The organism is Pseudomonas sp. CAU 1711 (genome assembly GCF_039888625.1).
In the GTDB taxonomy this organism is placed as follows: domain Bacteria; phylum Pseudomonadota; class Gammaproteobacteria; order Pseudomonadales; family Pseudomonadaceae; genus Aquipseudomonas.
On record NZ_JBDQQT010000001.1, the window covers coordinates 407,284 to 425,457 of the forward strand.

At 67.4% G+C, this 18,174-nt stretch carries 16 protein-coding genes; 8 read left to right on the forward strand and 8 right to left on the reverse strand.

Annotation, left to right across the window (positions count from 1 at the left end):
- Window positions 1–93 precede the first annotated feature (93 nt).
- The 4 genes from secA (at window position 94) to AAFN46_RS01825 (ending at window position 5,849) form a co-directional block, all read left to right on the forward strand.
- On the forward strand, window positions 94–2,829 hold the full coding sequence (gene secA, locus AAFN46_RS01810) for a preprotein translocase subunit SecA (protein ID WP_347806966.1): 2,736 nt from the start codon (window positions 94–96) through the stop codon (window positions 2,827–2,829).
- Between the two features lie 90 nt (window positions 2,830–2,919).
- Window positions 2,920–4,152: a bifunctional glutamate N-acetyltransferase/amino-acid acetyltransferase ArgJ gene (argJ, locus tag AAFN46_RS01815; protein WP_347806967.1), complete on the forward strand. Its 1,233-nt coding sequence runs from the start codon at window positions 2,920–2,922 to the stop codon at window positions 4,150–4,152.
- Between the two features lie 123 nt (window positions 4,153–4,275).
- Window positions 4,276–4,914: a glutathione S-transferase family protein gene (locus AAFN46_RS01820; protein WP_347806968.1), complete on the forward strand. Its 639-nt coding sequence runs from the start codon at window positions 4,276–4,278 to the stop codon at window positions 4,912–4,914.
- Window positions 4,911–5,849, forward strand: coding sequence for a Nudix family hydrolase (locus AAFN46_RS01825; RefSeq protein ID WP_347806969.1), 939 nt, complete (start codon window positions 4,911–4,913; stop codon window positions 5,847–5,849). Before AAFN46_RS01820 ends, AAFN46_RS01825 begins: the two co-directional genes overlap by 4 nt.
- 122 nt (window positions 5,850–5,971) lie before the next feature.
- Here AAFN46_RS01825 and AAFN46_RS01830 read toward each other — a convergent pair whose 3' ends face one another.
- The 4 genes from AAFN46_RS01830 to AAFN46_RS01845 are packed head-to-tail and all read right to left on the reverse strand — an operon-like array spanning window position 5,972 to window position 10,500.
- Complete coding sequence (locus tag AAFN46_RS01830; protein ID WP_347806970.1) at window positions 5,972–6,547, reverse strand: cob(I)yrinic acid a,c-diamide adenosyltransferase; 576 nt, start codon at window positions 6,545–6,547, stop codon at window positions 5,972–5,974.
- A complete protein-coding gene (locus AAFN46_RS01835) occupies window positions 6,532–8,568 on the reverse strand; it encodes an ATP-binding protein (protein ID WP_347806971.1) in 2,037 nt (678 codons plus the stop codon). Before AAFN46_RS01835 ends, AAFN46_RS01830 begins: the two co-directional genes overlap by 16 nt.
- A 44-nt stretch (window positions 8,569–8,612) precedes the next feature.
- Window positions 8,613–9,524 (reverse strand): putative 2-dehydropantoate 2-reductase, encoded by a 912-nt coding sequence (locus AAFN46_RS01840; protein ID WP_347806972.1) that lies wholly within the window; start codon window positions 9,522–9,524, stop codon window positions 8,613–8,615.
- 10 nt (window positions 9,525–9,534) lie between these two features.
- Complete coding sequence (locus AAFN46_RS01845) at window positions 9,535–10,500, reverse strand: response regulator (protein WP_347806973.1); 966 nt, start codon at window positions 10,498–10,500, stop codon at window positions 9,535–9,537.
- Between the two features lie 148 nt (window positions 10,501–10,648).
- Between AAFN46_RS01845 and AAFN46_RS01850 the strand changes: the two genes are divergently transcribed.
- Window positions 10,649–11,128 (forward strand): YajQ family cyclic di-GMP-binding protein, encoded by a 480-nt coding sequence (locus AAFN46_RS01850; RefSeq protein WP_347806974.1) that lies wholly within the window; start codon window positions 10,649–10,651, stop codon window positions 11,126–11,128.
- 101 nt (window positions 11,129–11,229) lie between these two features.
- Window positions 11,230–12,060, forward strand: coding sequence for a mechanosensitive ion channel domain-containing protein (locus tag AAFN46_RS01855; protein ID WP_347806975.1), 831 nt, complete (start codon window positions 11,230–11,232; stop codon window positions 12,058–12,060).
- Between the two features lie 186 nt (window positions 12,061–12,246).
- On the opposite strand, the gene AAFN46_RS01860 is transcribed toward AAFN46_RS01855, so the two are convergent.
- Both AAFN46_RS01860 and AAFN46_RS01865 read right to left on the reverse strand, forming a co-directional pair.
- Complete coding sequence (locus AAFN46_RS01860) at window positions 12,247–13,851, reverse strand: AmpG family muropeptide MFS transporter (RefSeq protein WP_347806976.1); 1,605 nt, start codon at window positions 13,849–13,851, stop codon at window positions 12,247–12,249.
- 34 nt (window positions 13,852–13,885) lie between these two features.
- Complete coding sequence (locus tag AAFN46_RS01865; protein WP_347806977.1) at window positions 13,886–14,272, reverse strand: MGMT family protein; 387 nt, start codon at window positions 14,270–14,272, stop codon at window positions 13,886–13,888.
- Between AAFN46_RS01865 and AAFN46_RS01870 the strand changes: the two genes are divergently transcribed.
- Window positions 14,271–15,269, forward strand: coding sequence for a DUF481 domain-containing protein (locus AAFN46_RS01870; RefSeq protein ID WP_347806978.1), 999 nt, complete (start codon window positions 14,271–14,273; stop codon window positions 15,267–15,269). The genes AAFN46_RS01865 and AAFN46_RS01870 overlap by 2 nt on opposite strands.
- 95 nt (window positions 15,270–15,364) lie before the next feature.
- The gene (locus AAFN46_RS01875; RefSeq protein WP_347806979.1) at window positions 15,365–16,372 is read left to right on the forward strand and encodes a DUF481 domain-containing protein; all 1,008 of its coding nucleotides are present in this window, start codon (window positions 15,365–15,367) and stop codon (window positions 16,370–16,372) included.
- 5 nt (window positions 16,373–16,377) lie between these two features.
- Here the strand turns inward: AAFN46_RS01875 and AAFN46_RS01880 are convergent, their stop codons facing one another.
- Entirely contained in the window at window positions 16,378–17,145 is a 768-nt protein-coding gene (locus AAFN46_RS01880) for a phytanoyl-CoA dioxygenase family protein (RefSeq protein WP_347806980.1), read from the reverse strand.
- Window positions 17,146–17,283: 138 nt separating this feature from the next.
- The gene (locus AAFN46_RS01885) at window positions 17,284–18,063 is read right to left on the reverse strand and encodes a transporter substrate-binding domain-containing protein (RefSeq protein WP_347806981.1); all 780 of its coding nucleotides are present in this window, start codon (window positions 18,061–18,063) and stop codon (window positions 17,284–17,286) included.
- Window positions 18,064–18,174 lie beyond the last annotated feature (111 nt).

Below are 18,174 nucleotides of genomic sequence, written 5' to 3' on the forward strand. Positions count from 1 at the left end.
GAGTAGAATGCCCCCTTTGCATGCGGCCGAGCAGGTCGCCGGGCAGTCCTCTCGGGGCGCCCTCCATCCCCTTGCGTGGAAGAATCCGTCGATATGTTTGCGCCACTGTTGAAGAAACTCTTTGGAAGCAAGAACGAGCGTGAAGTCAAACGCATGCTCAAGACAGTGGCCGCGATCAACGCCCTCGAAGAGCAGATGCTGGGGCTGTCCGACGAGCAGCTGAAGGCCAAGACCGAGGAGTTCAAGGCGCGCCTGGGCAAGGGCGAGAGCCTCGACCAGATACTCCCGGAAGCCTTCGCCGTGGCCCGCGAGGCCGGCAAGCGGGTGATGGGCATGCGCCACTTCGACGTGCAGCTGATCGGCGGCATGACCCTGCACGAGGGCAAGATCGCCGAAATGCGTACCGGCGAGGGCAAGACCCTGGTGGGCACCCTGGCGGTGTATCTCAACGCGCTGTCCGGCAAGGGCGTGCACGTGGTTACGGTGAACGACTACCTGGCCCGTCGCGACGCCAACTGGATGCGTCCCCTCTATGAGTTCCTCGGCCTGACGGTCGGCGTGGTCACCCCCTTCCAGGCGCCGGAAGAGAAGCGTGCCGCCTACGCCTGCGACATCACCTACGGCACCAACAACGAGTTCGGTTTCGATTACCTGCGCGACAACATGGCCTTCAGCCTGGAAGACAAGTTCCAGCGCGAGCTGAACTTCGCCGTGGTCGACGAAGTGGACTCCATCCTCATCGACGAGGCGCGTACCCCGCTGATCATCTCCGGCCAGGCCGAGGACAGCTCCAAGCTGTACATGCAGATCAACCAGCTGATTCCGCGCCTCAAGCAGCATATCGAGGAAGAGGAGGGCGTGGTCACCCAGGAGGGCCACTACAAGGTCGACGAGAAGAGCCGCCAGGTCGAGCTCAACGAGGCCGGCCACCAGTACGTCGAGGAAATGCTCACCGCCGCCGGCCTGCTGGCCGAGGGCGAGAGCCTGTACTCCGCGCACAACCTCAGCCTGCTGACCCACGTTTACGCCGGCCTGCGCGCGCACAAGCTGTTCCATCGCAACGTCGAATACATAGTGCAGAACGGCCAGGTCATCCTGATCGACGAGCACACCGGCCGCACCATGCCCGGCCGTCGCCTGTCCGAAGGCCTGCATCAGGCCATCGAGGCCAAGGAAGGGGTGAACATCCAGGCCGAGAGTCAGACCCTGGCCTCGACCACCTTCCAGAACTACTTCCGCCTGTACAAGAAGCTCTCCGGCATGACCGGCACCGCCGACACCGAGGCCTTCGAGTTCCGCCAGATCTACGGCCTCGACGTGGTGGTGATTCCGACCCACCGGCCGGTCGCGCGCAAGGACTACAACGACCTGGTCTACCTGACTCAGGAAGAGAAATACCAGGCGATCATCGCCGACATCAAGGAAAGCCAGGCCCAGGGCCGGCCGATCCTGGTCGGCACCGCCTCGATCGAGACCTCCGAATACGTCTCCAAGCTGCTCGAGGCGGCCGGCATCGAGCACAAGGTGCTCAACGCCAAGTACCACGAGAAGGAGGCCGAGATCATCGCCCAGGCCGGTCGCCCCGGAGCGGTCACGTTGGCCACCAATATGGCCGGTCGTGGTACCGACATCCTTCTGGGCGGCAACTGGGAGGCCGAAGTGGCCACCCTGGAAGCGCCGAGCGAGGAGCAGATCGCGCAGATCAAGGCCGACTGGCAGAAGCGCCACCAGCAGGTGATCGAGGCCGGCGGCCTGCACGTGATCGCCTCCGAACGCCACGAGTCGCGGCGCATCGACAACCAGCTGCGCGGCCGTGCCGGTCGCCAGGGCGACCCCGGCTCCAGCCGCTTCTACCTGTCGCTGGAAGACAACCTGATGCGCATCTTCGCCTCCGACCGGGTGAAGAACTTCATGAAGGCCCTGGGCATGCAGTCCGGCGAGGCCATCGAGCACCGCATGGTGACCAACGCCATCGAGAAGGCGCAGCGCAAGGTCGAGGGGCGCAACTTCGACATGCGCAAGCAGCTGCTGGAATACGACGACGTGGCCAACGAGCAGCGCAAGGTGATCTACCACATGCGCAACAGCCTGCTGGCCGCCGACAACATCGGCGAGACCATCGCCGAGTTCCGCCAGGAAGTGCTGGGCGCCACCATCGACAGCCATCTGCCGCCGCAGTCGCTGCCCGAGCAGTGGGACATCGCCGGCCTGGAGGCCGCGCTGCACAGCGACTTCGGCATCAAGCTGCCGCTGCAGCAGTGGCTGGACGAGGACGACAAGCTGTATGAGGAGACCCTGCGCGAGCGGATCCTCGCCGAGCTGGTCGCCGCCTACAACGAGAAGGAAGAGCTGGCCGGCGCCGAGGCGCTGCGCACCTTCGAGAAGCAGATGCTGCTGCGCGTGCTGGACGACCTGTGGAAGGAGCACCTGGCCACCATGGACCATCTGCGCCACGGCATCCACCTGCGCGGCTACGCACAGAAGAACCCCAAGCAGGAATACAAGCGCGAGTCCTTCGCCCTGTTCCAGGACCTGCTCGACTCGATCAGGCGCGACACCATCCGCGTGCTGTCGCATGTGCAGGTGCGTCGCGAGGACCCGGCCGAGGAGGAGGCGCGTCTGCGTCGCGAGGCCGAGGCCCTGGCCAGCCGCATGCAGTTCCAGCACGCCGAGGCCTCGGCCATGCCTGTTGCCTCCGCGGAACAGGGCGAAGAAGGGGAGCTGGCGGTGGCCACCCCGGTGCGCAGCGAGCAGAAGATCGGCCGCAACGAGCCCTGCCCCTGCGGCTCCGGCAAGAAGTACAAGCATTGCCATGGCCAGGTGAGCTGATCGGCTCACGGCCTGCTATATAGACAACGCCGCGACCGGCTCTGCCGCTCGCGGCGTTTTTCCAATCCGCCTATCAAGGAGCGTTCCCCCATGGCCGTCGGTCTCGGTCCCCTGCCCAAGCTGCACCCGGTTCCCGGTTTCCAACTCGGCATCGCCTCAGCCGGCATCAAGCGCCCGGGGCGCAAGGACGTGGTGGTGATGCGCTGCGCCGAGGGCTCGCGGGTGGCCGGCGTGACCACCACCAACGCCTTCTGCGCGGCCCCCGTGCTGGTCACCCGCGAGCGCATGGACGGCGAGGTGCGCTACCTGCTGACCAACACCGGCAACGCCAACGCCGGCACCGGCCCGGATGGCCTGGCCAATGCCCGTCGCACCTGCGCCGCCCTGGCCGCGCTGACCGGCGTGGCCGAGAGCGCGGTGCTGCCGTTCTCCACCGGGGTGATCGGCGAACCGCTGCCGGTGGCCAAGATCGAGGGCGCGCTGCAGGCCGCCCTGGACGATCTGCACGAGGATCACTGGGCCGAGGCCGCCACCGGCATCATGACCACCGACACCCTGCCCAAGGGCGCCAGCCGTCAGTTCCAGCACGACGGTGTGACCGTGACCGTCACCGGTATCAGCAAGGGCGCCGGCATGATTCGCCCGAACATGGCGACCATGCTCGGCTACATCGCCACCGATGCCAAGGTGGCGCGCGATGTGCTGCATGCCCTGGTGCGCGACGCCGCCAACAAGTCGTTCAACCGCATCACCATCGACGGCGACACCTCGACCAACGACTGCTGCATGCTGATCGCCACCGGTCAGGCGGCCCTGCCGGAAATCACCTCCGCCGACGGCGAGCTGTTCGCCAAGCTCAAGCAGGCGGTGCTGGAAGTGTTCATGGAAGTGGCCCAGGCCATCGTCCGCGACGGCGAGGGCGCGACCAAGTTCGTCACCGTCCAGGTCAACGGCGGCGGCAACCACCAGGAGTGCCTGGACGTGGCCTACGCCGTGGCCCACTCGCCGCTGATCAAGACCGCGCTGTTCGCCTCCGACCCCAACTGGGGGCGCATCCTCGCCGCCGTCGGCTATGCCGGCGTGCCGGACCTGGATGTGAGCCTGATCGACGTGTTTCTCGGCGATTCGCGTCAGGGTGAGGTGTGCATCGCCAGCCAGGGTTGCCGCGCCGCGACCTATACCGAGGACCAGGGCGCGGCGGTGATGGCCCGCGAGGAGATCGGCATCCGCATCGAGCTGGGCCGTGGCGATTGCCGCGAAACCATCTGGACCACCGACCTGTCCCACGAGTACGTGAAGATCAACGCGGAATACCGCACCTGAGCCGCGCAGCGCTCCGAGTCGTACCTGGATTCCCGGTATTCATGGGCCTATGAATACCGGGAATTTGCTATTGGCGGGTGGCGCTCTTAAGGTCGGATCACCCACTCGCTCTGGAGAGCCCCCATGTCCTTGATCCTGGTAATCGGCAACAAGAACTACTCGTCCTGGTCGTTGCGCGGCTGGCTGGCGCTGGAGCTGGCCGGGGTTCCCTATGAGGAAGTCCTGGTTTCGCTCTATGGCCCGGAGAGTCGGCAGCGTCTGTTGCAGCACTCGCCGAGCGGCAAGGTGCCGGTGCTGAAGTGTGAGGATGGGGTGATCTGGGATTCGCTGGCCATCGCCGAATACCTGGCCGAGCGCTTCCCCGAGGCCCATCTGTGGCCGCGTGGCCAGGCCGCCCGCGCCTTGGCGCGCAGCGTCTGCGCCGAGATGCACAGCGGCTTCGTCGCCCTGCGCAGCCACATGCCGATGGACCTGCGCCGCGACCAGGCCCTGGCGCGGGTGCCGGCCGAGGTCGAGGCGGATATCGCGCGCATCTGCGCCCTGTGGCAGGAGTGCCGCGAGCGCTTCGCTCAGGACGGCGACTTCCTGTTCGGCCACGCCAGCATCGCCGATGCCTTCTTCGCGCCGGTGGCGGCGCGTCTGCGCAGCTATCGGGTCGCCCTGCCGGCGGAGGCCGCCGCCTATGTCGAGACCATCTATCGCTGGCCGGCCTTCCAGCGCTGGTACCAGGCCGGCCTGCAGGAAACGGAGGTCCTTGGATGAAGCGTGTGCATGTGGCGGCCGCGGTGATTCGCGGCGCCGATGGCCGCGTGCTGATCGCCAAGCGTGCCGCGGACCGGCATCAGGGCGGGCTGTGGGAGTTCCCCGGCGGCAAGGTGGAAGCCGGCGAGCAGGTGCGCGATGCCCTGGCTCGCGAGTTGAACGAGGAATTGGGCATCCGCGTCGAGGCGGCGCGGCCGCTGATCCAGGTGCATCACGACTACCCGGACAAGCAGGTGCTGCTGGATGTCTGGGAGGTCGGCGCCTTCGCCGGCGAGCCGCACGGCGCCGAGGGCCAGCCGCTGGCCTGGGCCGGCGCGCAGGAACTGCTCGATTACGAGTTTCCCGCCGCCAATCAGCCGATAGTGGCGGCGGCGCGCCTGCCCGACAGCTACCTGATCACGCCGGACGACCTGGCGCCGGCCGAGCTGCTGCGCGGCGTGCGCACCGCCCTGGCCGGCGGCACGCGGCTGATCCAGCTGCGCGCGCCGAACATGTTCGACCCGCAGTACCGCGACCTGGCGGTGGATATCCAGGGCCTGTGCGCCGGCAAGGCGCAGCTGATGCTCAAGGGCCCGCTGGAGTGGCTGGGCGATTTCCCCGCCGCCGGCTGGCACCTGACCGCCGAGCAGCTGCGCAAGTACGCCCCCCACGGCCGCCCCTTCCCCGGCCAGCGCTGGCTGGCCGCCTCCTGCCACAGCGCCGAGGAATTGGCCCTGGCCGCGCGCATGGGCGTGGATTTCGTGACGCTGTCGCCGCTGCAGCCCACCCAGAGCCATCCCGAGGCCACACCGCTGGGCTGGGAGCGGGCCGCCGAACTGCTGCGCGGCAGCAATATTCCGGCCTTCCTGCTCGGCGGCGTCGGCCCGGACGACCGCGAGCGCGCCTGGCAGATCGGTGCCCAGGGCGTGGCCGGCATCCGCGCCTTCTGGCCGTGAAGACAGCGCGCTAGCTGCAAGCGACAAGCTTCAAGGAAAGCTCGACAGGACTGAGCCACGCACTGGCAATCTGATCATGCTTGCAGCTTGCAGCTTGCAGCTTGCAGCTTGCAGCTTGCAGCTTATGGCTTGGCCACCGCCTGCCAGAGCACCTCGCCGACCTGTGTGCGGCGGGCGATCAGGCGCGCGGCGACGAACAGCAGGTCGGACAGGCGATTGACGTAGGCCATGCCCACCGGGCGCAGCGGCTCCACCGCGTTGAGCTGCTGGCAGCGGCGCTCGGCGGTGCGCGCCAGGCTGCGGCAGACATGGGCCTGGGCGATCAAGCGGGAACCACCGGGGAGGATAAAGTTCTGCAGCGGCCCCAGTTCCTCGTTCCATAGGTCGATGGCCGCCTCCAGGCGCTGCACTTCGTGCTTCTGCAGGGCCTGGTAGTCCGGCATCGCCAGTTCGCCGCCAAGGTCGAACAGGCGGTGCTGGCAGGGCGCCAGAACCTCGATGATCTCGCTCAGGCCCGGGCTCTTCGGCGCTTCGAGGGCCAGCTCGGCCAGCAGCAGGCCGAGCTGGCTGTTGAGGCTGTCCAGTTCGCCCATGGCCTCCACCCGCGGGTGGTCCTTGGCCACCCGGCGGCCGTCGGCCAGGCCGGTCTCGCCCTTGTCGCCGGTCCTGGTGTAGATCTTGCTCAGTCGGTTGCCCATGGTTCGTTGCTGCCTTCGCTTGGGTTGGCCAGGGGCAGGCGCAGGGTGAAGCAGGTGCCCTTGCCCTGGGTGGATTGCACTTCCAGCTGGCCCTTGTGGTTGTTGGTGACGATGAAGTAAGACACGGACAGGCCCAGGCCGGTGCCCTGGCCCACCTCCTTGGTGGTGAAGAAGGGCTCGAAGATGCGCTTGCGCACCGCCTCGGGCATGCCGATGCCGTTGTCCTCCACCTGGATCTCCGCCCAGGGCGGGCTGAGGCGGGTGCGCAGGAGGATGCGCCCGGGCTCGTCCTCGTCGTCGCGCTGATGGATGGCCTGGGCGGCGTTCTTCAGCAGGTTGAGCAGCACCTGTTCCAGCTCGTTGGCGATGGCTGGCACCTGGCCCAGTCGCGGGTCGAAGTCGCGCTCGATGGCCAGGCCCTTGAAGTCGAAGCTCTCGGTCAGGTCGAAGTCGTTGCCGGCGATCTCCACGGCCTGGTCGATCAGTTGCGGTAGCCGGCAGGGGCTCAGCTGGCGGTTGCTGCGGCGGCTGAAGGCGAGCATGTGGCTGACGATCTTGGCCGCCCGCGAGCCGGCCTGGGCGATGCCGTCGAGCAGCTGGGGAATCTCGCGGGCCTGCAGATAGGCGGTGACATCGTCCAGAGCGATGCCCACCTCCACCGCCTGCTCCTGGTTCTTCACCAGTTCCGGCGACAGGCGCCGGCGGATGTTCTGCACGTTGTGCAGGATGGCGCCCAGCGGGTTGTTGATCTCGTGGGCCATGCCGGCGGCCAGGCCGCCGACCGAGAGCATCTTCTCCGACTGCACCATCATCTCCTCCAGCGACAGGCGCTGGGTGATGTCGTCGATGCGGATCACCGCGCCACGGCCGCCGACGCCCATCAGCGGATAGAAGGTCAGGGCGTAGTGGCGGATGTCCTCGCCCCTGCGCCAGGTGACCCGCTCGACCTTCTGTACCTTGTGCTTCTCCGCCGTGTGCTTGAGCTGCGGTAGGAACGGCTTGAGCGAGGGGAAGGCGAGGAACAGTGGCTGGTTCAGCGCCTCGTCCAGCGGCGTGCCGGAGAGGGCGCTGGCCTCCTGGTTCCACTGGGTGACGTAGAGCTGGTCGTCGAGGGCGATCAGCGCCGAGGGCATGGAGTCGATGATGCTGTTCAGGTAGTTCTGGAAGCCGGTGAGCTTCTTCTCGATCTTGCTGCGCACCTGCACCTCCAGCTCCAGCTTGCGGTTGGAGTGGCGAGTCTCCTCGGCCAGGCTCTGGGCCTGGGCGAAAGCGCTTTCGGCGTCGTCGCGGGCTCGCTTGAGCTGCTGCTCGCGCGCCTCCATGCGGCCGAGCATGGTGTTGAAGGCATCGGCCAGGCTGCCGATCTCGTCGCGGTTGCCACGCGCGGCGCGTAGCGAGTAGTTCTCCTCGCGGGTGACCTGGCGCGACAGCTCTTCCAGCTTGCGGATCGGCCGGGTGATCAGGCGGCGGATCTGCCGCGCGATCAGCGCCCAGAGCAGCACGCTGAAGGCCAGGATCGCCGCGCTGGCGGTGACGGTGCCGGTGTAGAAGGCGCCCGGCAGCTCGCTGGAGGCCACCAGCAGCAGCTGGCCGGGGCGCACGCCGGCATGCGGCAGGTCGATCACTAGGGTGGTGCGGAATTCGCCCTTGCGCCAGAGCTCCAGTTCGTCGCTGTGCGCCGGCAGTCGCAGCGGAGCGCCCAGCTGCAGCTCGGCCAGGCGCTTGCCGCTGCTGTCGTAGAGCGCGGCGGCGCGCAGCGGTGAATAGGGATCGAGGCGTGCCAGCAGCTCGCGGGCGGCACTCGGCGAGGCCAGGGCCGGACCGCTCAGCTCCGGGCTGGCGATCAGCCGGCCGAGGGTGTGCAGGGCCTGGGGGGCCACGCTCTGCTGGGAGATCCAGTAGGCGGCGCTGATGAAGGCCAGGTTGGCCACCAGCAGCACGGTGGCCAGCAGCACCAGCAGGGCGGCGAGCAGTTTGCGGCCGACCGGCAGGTTGTCGAGGCGCTGGCGCAGGGTGGTCAAGGCGCGGTTTCCAGTCCGGGGCGAGCGGCCAGGGTACGCCCGGCTCAGGTCTCGGGCAATCCGCGCGCGGCCAGGTACAGGCGCAGGCGCAGGTGCAGGGCCTGCAGTTGCGCTAGCTCCAGGCCCAGGGCCTGCGCCTCGCGGCAGGCGTGGCCGAGCAGGTAGGCGATCTCGGTGCGCCGGCCGTGGGCCACGTCCTGGTGCATGGAGGAGTAGTTGGCGGCGGTGCCTTCTATCACCCGCAGCACCTCCTGGTGCAGGTCGTCGGCGGCCTCGGCCTGGCCGGCCGCGCGCAGCAGCAGGGCCAGTTCCTCGCAGAGCCCGGCGACCTCCTGTGGCCAGTCGCGCAGGCCGCCGTTGCGGCAGTCGTGCAGCACGGTCAGCGGGTTGATCGCGCAGTTCAGCGCCAGCTTGCGCCAGAGCCGGCCGAGAATGGCGGCTGTCCACTGGTGGGGAATGCCGGCGGCCTGCAGCTCGGCCAGCCACTGCGGCGGCGGTGTGACGCCCTCCTGGCCCAGCCAGGTATGGCCGCGGCCGGCATACACCACACGGAAGTCGCTTTCGCGAAAGGCGCCCTCGGTGCTCGAGGCGAAGATGCAGCGTGCCCGCGGCAGGCTGGCGGCCACCGCCTGCTGGCTGCCCAGGCCGTTCTGCAGCAGGATCAGCTCGGCGTCGGGGCGTAGGCGCGGGGCCAGCTCGGCGACGGCCGCCTCGGCGTCATAGGCCTTGCAGGCCAGCAGCAGGCGCTGGATCGGCGCCTCGCCCTGCGCGGTTTCCGCGGCGATGGCGTGCAGGCTGGCGACGCCGTCCTCGACCAGGGTCAGGCCGCCGGCGGCCTGGTAGCGGGCGAGGGCGGAGCGGTCGCGCAGGATCAGCCGCACCGGCAGGCCGGCGCGGGCCAGGCGCGTCGCCCACAGACCGCCCAGGCTGCCGGCGCCGAGGATGTGCCAGGTCACGGCCGGCGGATCATTGCGGCAGCGGCAGGCGTATCGCGCTGACCCGACCGCTGGCGTAGGAGTCCGGCAGCAGGCGGCCGGCCTCGGCGAACAAATGGGCGGGCTCGATCGGCAGGGACTTGGCATCCAGGCCGACCAGGGCGATGCCGGCCTTCAGGCCGATGAAACCCTCGCTGGTCTTGAAGGCCTTGAGGTTGAGCCCTTCGTACAGGCGCTTGAAGCTGCTCGGCGAGCATTCCTGCAGGTCGTCGAGCATGGCGATCATGCCGAAGTGGGTGTCGTTCACCCGGCCCAGCACGTCCAGCGGCCGCACCAGTTGCTGCAGGCGCCGGGCCACGCCGTGCAGCACCTCGTTCCAGAAGCCGCCGCCGTACTGCTGGCGCAGCTGCTCGCCCTCCTGCAGGCCGATCAGCAGGTAGCACAGGGCGCCACCGCGCGATTCCACCTGGCGCAGGCAGTCCTGCAGCTTCTGCTGCAGGTAGCGCGGGTTGCCCAGGCCGGTCAGCGAGTCGACCAGGTTGCGTTGCTCCAGGCTGGCGACGTTCAGGGTCAGCATGCGGTTTTCGTTGAGCAGGCGTTGCAGGGTGTTGCACAGCCGGTCGGCGGCGTAGACGCGCGGCACCAGCTGCTCGTTCATCGCCGCCTTGCTGATGAAGTCGTCGACGCCGCGGTCGAAGGCCTCCACCAGCACGTTGTCGCCTTCCTTGCCGGTGAGCAGTATCACATAGGTGTAGTGCTCGGCGGTTTCGTCCAGCTGGCGCACGCGCCCGGTCAGCTCCAGGCCGTCCATTTCCGGCATCAGCCAGTCGGCCAGCAGCACGCTGGCGGGGCGCTTCTCCAGCTGGCGCAGGGCTTCGGCGGCGCTGTTGGCGAAGCGCACGTCCTGATAACCGGCCTGGCTCAGGGCGCGGCCGATCATGGCACTGGAGAACTTGGCATCGTCCACCACCAGAATGCTGAGATGGGGGTTGGGCATCGAATGGCTCGCAAGCAGGAGGAAAGGTTGCCGTCGGTGGGCCGAACGGCCTGTATCAGTCTGGTTATAATGGGCCCGTCACAAATATCGTCAAGTCAGGCGCCTTCACTCCGTGAGGAGGGTCGCGCCTTCCATCAGGAGCATGCCCATGCCTTCGTTCGACGTGGTGTCCGAACTGGACAAGCACGAACTCACCAATGCGGTCGACAACGCCATCAAGGAGCTCGACCGGCGCTTCGATCTGCGCGGCAAGTGCAGCATCGAGAGCAAGGACAAGACCCTCACCCTGACCGCCGAGGCCGAGTTCATGCTCGAGCAGGTGCTCGACATCGTTCGCGCCAGCCTGATCAAGCGCAAGATCGACTGTCAGTGCATGGAGGCCAAGGACGCCTACGCCTCCGGCAAGGTGATGAAGCAGGAGGTGACCTTCCGCGAGGGCATCGACAAGGAGTTGGCGAAGAAGATAGTCGCCCAGATCAAGGACGCCAAGCTCAAGGTGCAGGCCGCCATCCAGGGCGAGCAGGTGCGGGTCACCGGCAAGAAGCGCGACGACCTGCAGGAGGCCATCGCCCTGCTGCGCGGCAAGGACCTGGGCATGCCGCTGCAGTACACCAATTTCCGCGACTGAGGGAACCCCCGCGCTCGGGGGACGTCCCACAGCTACACCCTTCGCCGCCATGGTTCGCCATGGCGGTGGCGTTTTTGTAGTCCGAAAAAAGGAGCGACACCATGCAGCTAGAGTTCGAGCAGCTCGTCAAACTGTCCGAGACCTGGGCGCCCGTCCTGCTGGAGTACAGCGGCAAGCTGACCCTGGCCCTGCTGACCCTGACGCTGGGCTGGTGGCTGATCAACCGCATCAGTCGGCGCCTGCAGCGCCTGATGGGCGGCCGTCAGGTGGATCGTGCCCTGACCAGCTTCATCGGCAGCCTGAGCAGCATCCTGCTCAAGGTGCTGCTGCTGGTCAGCGTGGCCTCCATGGTCGGCATTTCCACCACCTCCTTCATCGCCGCCATAGGTGCCGCCGGCCTGGCCATCGGCCTGGCCCTGCAGGGCAGTCTGGCGAACTTCGCCGGCGGCGTGCTGATCCTGCTGTTCCGTCCGTTCCGCATCGGCGACTGGATCGAGGCGCAGGGCGTGTCCGGCAGCGTCGACAGCATCCAGATCTTCCACACCACGCTGAAGACGGCGGACAACAAGGTGGTGGTGGTGCCCAACGGCAGTCTGTCCAACGGCAATATCGTCAACTACTCGCGCGAGGCGGTGCGCCGGGTCGACATCAGCCTGGGCATCGATTACGCCAGCGACATCCGCCGTGCCCGCGAGGTGCTGCTGGAGATCGCCCAGGACCCGCGCGTGCGCAGCGAGCCGGCCGCGCCGCAGGTGGTGGTCACCGGTCTGGGCGACAACGCGGTGAATCTGTCGCTGCGCGTCTGGGTGGCCACGGGCGACTTCTGGCCGGTCAGCTTCGACTTCATCGAGCAGGCCAAGGAGCGGCTGGAGCGGGTCGGCATCGGCATCCCCTTCCCGCAGCGGGTGGTGCACCTGGTGCAGCAGCAGTGAGACAAGGCCGGCGCGATGCCGTAATACTGTTCACTTAGCGACATCGCGCCCGGCCGAACTTTGATTAAGTCGGCACCGCGGCTGTTGTTCTCCTTCTGGGAGAGGGTCGGGGTGAGGGCCAGGCAACGAGTAGGCGATAGTCCCTCACCCCCCAGCCCCTCTCCCGGAGGGAGAGGGGAGCGCTTTTCATGGTTTGGGCGCTTCGATCGGCTGGCCGTTGGCGCGCTCGCGATGCTCGCGACCCCACTGCAGGAGGATCAGCAACAGGGTGGGAATGCCGAGCAGGGCGGTGGCGAGGAAGAACTGGCCGTAACCGTACTTCTCCACCATGACTCCCGAGTAGCCGCCGACCAGGCGCGGCAGCAGCAGCATGATGGAGCTGAGCAGGGCGTACTGGGTGGCGGAGAACTTGAGGTTGGTCAGGCTCGACAGGTAGGCGACGAAGGCCGCCGTGGCCAGGCCCGCGCTGAGGTTGTCGAGGGTGATGGTCAGCACCAGCATCAGCATGTGCGGGTCGAGCGCCAGCAGCAGGTCGCTCACCGCCTGCTCGGCATAGGTCGCCGGCGCGCTGACCGCGCCGAAGCCGGACAGGGTGGCGAACAGCAGATTGGTGGCGGCCGAGGCGGCGCCCCCCAGCAACAGGATCGGCAGTATGCCGAAGCGGGCGATCAGCAAGCCGCCGAGGGCGGCGCCGAACAGGGTCATGAACAGGCCGAACAGCTTGCTGACACTGGCGATCTGGCTCTTGGCGAAGCCCATGTCGATGTAGAAGACGTTGGCCATCACCCCCATCACCGTGTCGGACATGCGATAGGTGGCGATCAGCCCTAGCAGCAGCAGGGCCTGCCAGCGATAGCGCAGGATGAAGTCGTTGACCGGCGTCAGCACCGGCGCCAGGCCGCGGCGGCCCATGCGCGACAGGCACAGGGCGGTGAGGATGAGGTAGAGCAGGAAGCGCAGGAAGGCGCGATCCTCGCCGATCAGCTCGACCAGGCTCATCTCGCCCTGCAGGGCCAGCAGCACGTCGCTCTTGAAGAACTGAGTGAACATGGCCGGCACCGACACCAGCAGCACGATCAGCACCAGCACCGAGGCCAACTGGCGGTACAGGCCGTAGCGCGCCGCGGCCATCTGCGTCTGCATCGGCACCGGCGGTTCGCGCATCCACAGGGTGGTGATCACCCCCGGTAGCATCAGCAAGGCGAACAGCAGGTAGGTGCTGGCCCAGGCGCCGTGCTGGTAGCCGGCCCCGGGCGTGCCGAACCAGCCGGCGAAGTACAGCGCGCCGGCGGTGGCCAGCAGCGCGGCGACCCGATAGCCGGCCATGTAGCTGGCGGCCAGGGCGGCCTGGCGGGTGTCGTCGACTATCTCCAGGCGATAGGCGTCTATCGCGATATCCTGGGTGGCCGAGGCGAAGGCCACCACCACCGCCACGGCGATCAGCAAGGACAGGTGCTGTTGCGGGTCGCACAGGGCCATGCCGATCAGGCCGCAGGCCACCAGGCCCTGGGCCAGCACCAGCCAGGAGCGACGCCGGCCGAGGCGGCCGAGCAGCGGCAGGCGCCACTGGTCGAGCATCGGCGCCCAGACCCACTTGAAGGCATAGGCCAGGCCGATCAGGCTGGCGTAGCCGATGGTCTGGTGCGCCACGCCGGCCTCGCGCAACCACACCGAGAGGGTGGAGAACACCAGCATGTACGGCAGGCCGGCGGCGAAGCCCAGCAGCAGCAGGGCCAGGGCGGCCGGGTGGGCATAGGTGGCGAGCGCGGCGCGCCAGGTTCTACGAGGCATGGGGCTGATCGGGTGCTCGGGCAAAGGGCGCACTCTAACCCTTTGCTTCCATCGGGCGCCAGCCGTGGCGGCGCATGTCGACGCGTTCGTTGCGGATGCTCAGTCCCTCGGCGCGCAGGCGCGCGCGCTGCTCGTCGCCGGACGGGCTGCCGGCCGGCAGGCTGAGGCGGCCGCCGGCGCCCAGCACGCGGTGCCAGGGCAGGCGGGTATCCTCGGGCAGCTGGCTGAGAGTGCGGCCGACCCAGCGTGCGGCGCGACCGAGGCCGGCCAGGGCGGCCAGCTCGCCGTAGCTGATCACCTTGCCCTCGGGCACCTCGGCCAGCACCTGGTAGAGCGCGGCGCGACGCGCCTGCGGGCTTGTCGTCGGCTCCAGGGCTGGGGCATGTTCTGCGGCATCGCTTTTTCGTGGTGGTCTGGCCATGTCGTTACGCGCGCTGCTTTCCCTGATGGTGCTGATTCCGGCCCTGCCGGCCCGGGCCGATACTGTGTGGCTGAACAACGGCGACCGCCTGAGCGGCGAGGTGTTGCTGCTCGATGGCGGCAAGCTGGCCCTGCGCACGCCCTATGCCGGACGAGTGCTGATCGATTGGAAGGATATCGACACGCTGGCCACGGGCAAGCCCCTGATGCTGCGCCGCAGCGGTTTGGACAGCGAAGGCGCGCGCACATTGCAGGCTGTCGGGCAGGGCATGGTGCGCCTGGTTGACGGCGGCAGCGAGACGGTGGCGCTGAGCAGCATCGAGCGCCTGGTGCCGCCGCGGCCACTGCTCAAGGATCGGGTCTGGGAGGGCAACCTGGACGCCAAGCTGGACATGCAGCGCAACCAGGACAGCAGCGACGAGTGGAAGCTCAAGGGCGATACCCGCATCGAACACGGGCGCTGGCGCCATGTGCTGCGCGGCGAACTGGAGCATGAGCAGGAGAACGGCGAGAAGACCGAGGACAACTGGTCGCTGGAGTATGATCTCGACCGTTTTCTCGACGATCACTGGTTCTGGCGCGCCGGCTACGAGCAGAGCGTGGATCAGTTCGAGGCGCTCAGTCGGCTGCGCATTATCGGCACCGGCCCCGGCTATCGCTTCTGGGACAACGAGCTGGGGCGTCTGGACCTGGTCACCCAGTTCAACCGCGTCGAGCTGGATAGCGCGCTCGGCGACGCCCGTTTCGACAGCTGGTCGCTGGAGTGGGACTACAAGCGCCTGCTCTGGGGCACTCGCCTGGAGTTCTACAGCACCGCCGAGGTTCATCTGCCGCAGGCCGCCCAGATCGACTACGTGTTCGATGGTGAGGCCGGGCTGCGTTACCGGCTCAACGACTGGGCGCGCCTGTCGCTGCTGTATGAGCTGAACCAGCTGCGCGGGTTGGGTACCACCTTATCCGACCGCCATTATCTGATCGGTCTCGGCGTCGGCTGGTAGGACGGAACTCGGTGCGGCTCGGCGGGTCTGTGGTTGCCCGGTTGTCGCGCATCCGGATAATGCGCGCTTTCTTCGCTCAGGCCCATTACTCGCTCATGTCGTTCTCTCGTTCCCTGCTCTGTGTGGCGCTCGCCGCCTGTTCCACGCCCCTGCTGGCCGACACCGTCTGGTTGAAGAATGGCGACAAGCTCAGCGGCAGCATCCTGCTGCTGAGCGGTGGCAAGCTGATGCTGCAGACCGACTATGCCGGCAGCGTCACCCTGGACGTGCGGAAGATCGCCACTTTGGAGAGCGACCAGGCGCTGCTGGTGAAGCAGGACGACTTCATCGGCGAGCACGCCAAGTCGCTCAGGCCCGCCGGTCAGGGCCTGGTCGAGCTGGTCAACGGTGAGACGCCCAGGGTGGTCGAGTTGGCCTCGATCAGCCAGATGCTGCCGCCCAAGCCGCTGGTGCAGGACCTGGTCTGGAGCGGCAATCTGGACTTCTCCGCCGATTACAAGCGCGCCGAGAACGATATCGAGAACTACGCCATCGACCTCGACACCGAGGCCCGCCACGGCGCCTGGCGCCATGGCATAGTCGCCGAGTTCGACCACGAGACCAAGAACGACGAGCGCAAGAGCGAGCGGGTCGAACTGGGCTACGATCTCGACCGCTTCCTCACCGAGCGCTTCTTCTGGCAGGGCCAGCTGAAATACAGCCACGACCGGATCGAGGAGCTGAAAATCCAGCGCACGGTCGGTACCGGACCGGGCTACCAGTTCTGGGACGACGCGCTGGGCGCCTTCTCCCTGGCGGGACTGTTCAATCGCAACGACTTCGTCTTCGCCGATGGCGGCAGCGAGCACTTCAACTCGGCGGCCATGGAGTGGGACTACCGCCGCTACCTGAGCGGCAAGACCCTGGAGCTCTACACCCAGGGCGAACTGGGCGCGCCCTTCGTCGACGAGATCGACTACATCATCGATGCCGAGGCGGGCCTGCGCTACAAGCTCAACAGCTGGGCGGCGCTGAGCCTCAAGGCCGAGTGGGACAAGGTGGCCAGCCAGCATGGCGACACCAACGAACGGCGCTATCTGATCGGCCTGGGCGTCGGCTGGTAAGCGCCTCAGTCGTATTCGGCGGGCGCGTGATCGCCCAGCAGCCGGCGCTGGCGCGGCGTGCAGGCGGCCAGCACCCGCGGCGCGAAGCGGAACTGCAGGTAGGGCGAGAACTTCTGCGCCACCATCCGCCGGCCGTAGTGGATCTGCAGCAGGTAGCGGCTGCGCTGGCTAAGGTTGCGGCTGCCGGCGTGCCATAGCTCGCTGCGGAAGAACAGCAGGTCGCCGGCCCGGCATAGCACGGGTTCGGCTTCTCGTCCGTTCCAGTCTGCCTCGCCGGGGTGCGGCGGCCGTCCGGCGCGGTGGCTGCCGGCTATCACCAGGGTCGGACAGAGGTCGGCATCGATGTCGTCCAGGTACAGCTGGGCCGTGCAGATCTGCATCGGCAGCAGGAAGGACGGATCGTTCAGCAGTGCGCTCGGCAGCCGCATTGGCAGATGGTCCAGATGCAGTTCGGCGCCGATGAAGCCGGGATGGCAGCGCCAGGCGGTCTGGCCTATCACATGGCAGTCCTCGCCAAGCGCGGCCTCCGCCAGCTCGATCACGCCCGGCAGGTCGAGGTAGGGCAGCCACAGCGGATCGCGGTTGAACACGCACTTGTAGTGGTCGACCAGGCCCGTGTAGTCCCAGTGCTGTGGGCGCAGCGCGTCGATGGCCGTGCGCAGCTCGCCGATCTGCGCCGGGCTCACGGCGCCGCGCAGCAGGGCGAAGCCATGCTGGTGCAGGGCGTCCAGACGCTCGGCGGTGGGCTTGTCCATGCGTGTGCTCCAGGGCATGTCTCTGCTGCCATGCTGGCATGGCGGGCAGACATTGAGAATCGCGGGCAAAGAAGGCCTCCGCAGGCCCTGCCTCAGGCACGGCGCGATAACCCCTGGGGCATGAGGGCGTCGGGCGGCGACGGCTACCGGGCAGGGTTATGGCGCGGTTGGCCCGGATGCGCCCTGCGGTTGCAGCAGGGCATCCCATAGCTCATCGAAACGACCGCTGGCCTTCAGCTCGGTCAGGCCTGCCTCGAAGGCGGCATGCAGCGCCTCGGCATCGGGCACCTTGCGTGAAATCAGCAGGTGGCCGGTCATCTCCACCACGGGGCGCGGGTGATAGTCCAGCAGGTGCGCCGTGCCGGGGGCAAAGCGCCTCGCCAGCAGGTCATAGGCCACCATGGGCTCCAGCAATAGGATGTCGATGCGTCCGCGCAGCAGCTTGGCAATGTTCTGCTCATCCTCTTGCACCAGCTCCACCTGCAGCAGGCCCGCATTGGCGGCCTGCCAAAATGCCGCAGAGTAGGAGTAGCCCGCCGTGGCGCCTATGCGGTAGGGCCGCAAATCCTCGAGCGTTTGCCAGTCAGGCAGGGGCTTGGACTTGTGATAGAAGAAAACGTACTGCTCATGCTTGAGTGGCGAACTGCAGAGGAAATCCCGCGCATTCTGTTCATTGCACTGCCAATACGACGAGGCCACGACACGCCCGGAACGCGCCTCCTGTTTGGCGCGCCGCCACGGCATGTAATGAAGCTCCACCGAGTAGCCTTGAGAGGCGAAGACCTCCCCTACCAACTGGTTGACCACTCCGCCGTGCGGCAAATGTGCCGAGGTAAATGGCGGAAACTCCCCGCTGCTGATGGTGACCGTCTTCTGTTCGGCTTGCCCCTGGGACAACAGCAGAATGCTTGCCAGTCCCAGCCAATGCGCGCGCATGTATTGCCTCCACTAAGCAATCCGCCGCCATTGGGTATAGCAGGGATCTCGTGTGCGGAGGCCACGCCTAGCCTGGTGGTCCGACCTCTACATTCTGGCAGGCACAAAAAA

What these genes read in the sequence shown, in the direction of transcription:
- secA (WP_347806966.1), top strand. Translation starts at nt 94, where the DNA reads ATGTTTGCGCCACTGTTGAAGAAACTCTTTGGAAGCAAGAACGAGCGT.
- argJ (WP_347806967.1), top strand. Translation starts at nt 2,920, where the DNA reads ATGGCCGTCGGTCTCGGTCCCCTGCCCAAGCTGCACCCGGTTCCCGGT.
- AAFN46_RS01820 (WP_347806968.1), top strand. Translation starts at nt 4,276, where the DNA reads ATGTCCTTGATCCTGGTAATCGGCAACAAGAACTACTCGTCCTGGTCG.
- AAFN46_RS01825 (WP_347806969.1), top strand. Translation starts at nt 4,911, where the DNA reads ATGAAGCGTGTGCATGTGGCGGCCGCGGTGATTCGCGGCGCCGATGGC.
- AAFN46_RS01830 (WP_347806970.1), bottom strand. Translation starts at nt 6,547, where the DNA reads ATGGGCAACCGACTGAGCAAGATCTACACCAGGACCGGCGACAAGGGC.
- AAFN46_RS01845 (WP_347806973.1), bottom strand. Translation starts at nt 10,500, where the DNA reads ATGCCCAACCCCCATCTCAGCATTCTGGTGGTGGACGATGCCAAGTTC.
- AAFN46_RS01850 (WP_347806974.1), top strand. Translation starts at nt 10,649, where the DNA reads ATGCCTTCGTTCGACGTGGTGTCCGAACTGGACAAGCACGAACTCACC.
- AAFN46_RS01855 (WP_347806975.1), top strand. Translation starts at nt 11,230, where the DNA reads ATGCAGCTAGAGTTCGAGCAGCTCGTCAAACTGTCCGAGACCTGGGCG.
- AAFN46_RS01860 (WP_347806976.1), bottom strand. Translation starts at nt 13,851, where the DNA reads ATGCCTCGTAGAACCTGGCGCGCCGCGCTCGCCACCTATGCCCACCCG.
- AAFN46_RS01870 (WP_347806978.1), top strand. Translation starts at nt 14,271, where the DNA reads ATGTCGTTACGCGCGCTGCTTTCCCTGATGGTGCTGATTCCGGCCCTG.
- AAFN46_RS01865 (WP_347806977.1), bottom strand. Translation starts at nt 14,272, where the DNA reads ATGGCCAGACCACCACGAAAAAGCGATGCCGCAGAACATGCCCCAGCC.
- AAFN46_RS01875 (WP_347806979.1), top strand. Translation starts at nt 15,365, where the DNA reads ATGTCGTTCTCTCGTTCCCTGCTCTGTGTGGCGCTCGCCGCCTGTTCC.
- AAFN46_RS01880 (WP_347806980.1), bottom strand. Translation starts at nt 17,145, where the DNA reads ATGCCCTGGAGCACACGCATGGACAAGCCCACCGCCGAGCGTCTGGAC.
- AAFN46_RS01885 (WP_347806981.1), bottom strand. Translation starts at nt 18,063, where the DNA reads ATGCGCGCGCATTGGCTGGGACTGGCAAGCATTCTGCTGTTGTCCCAG.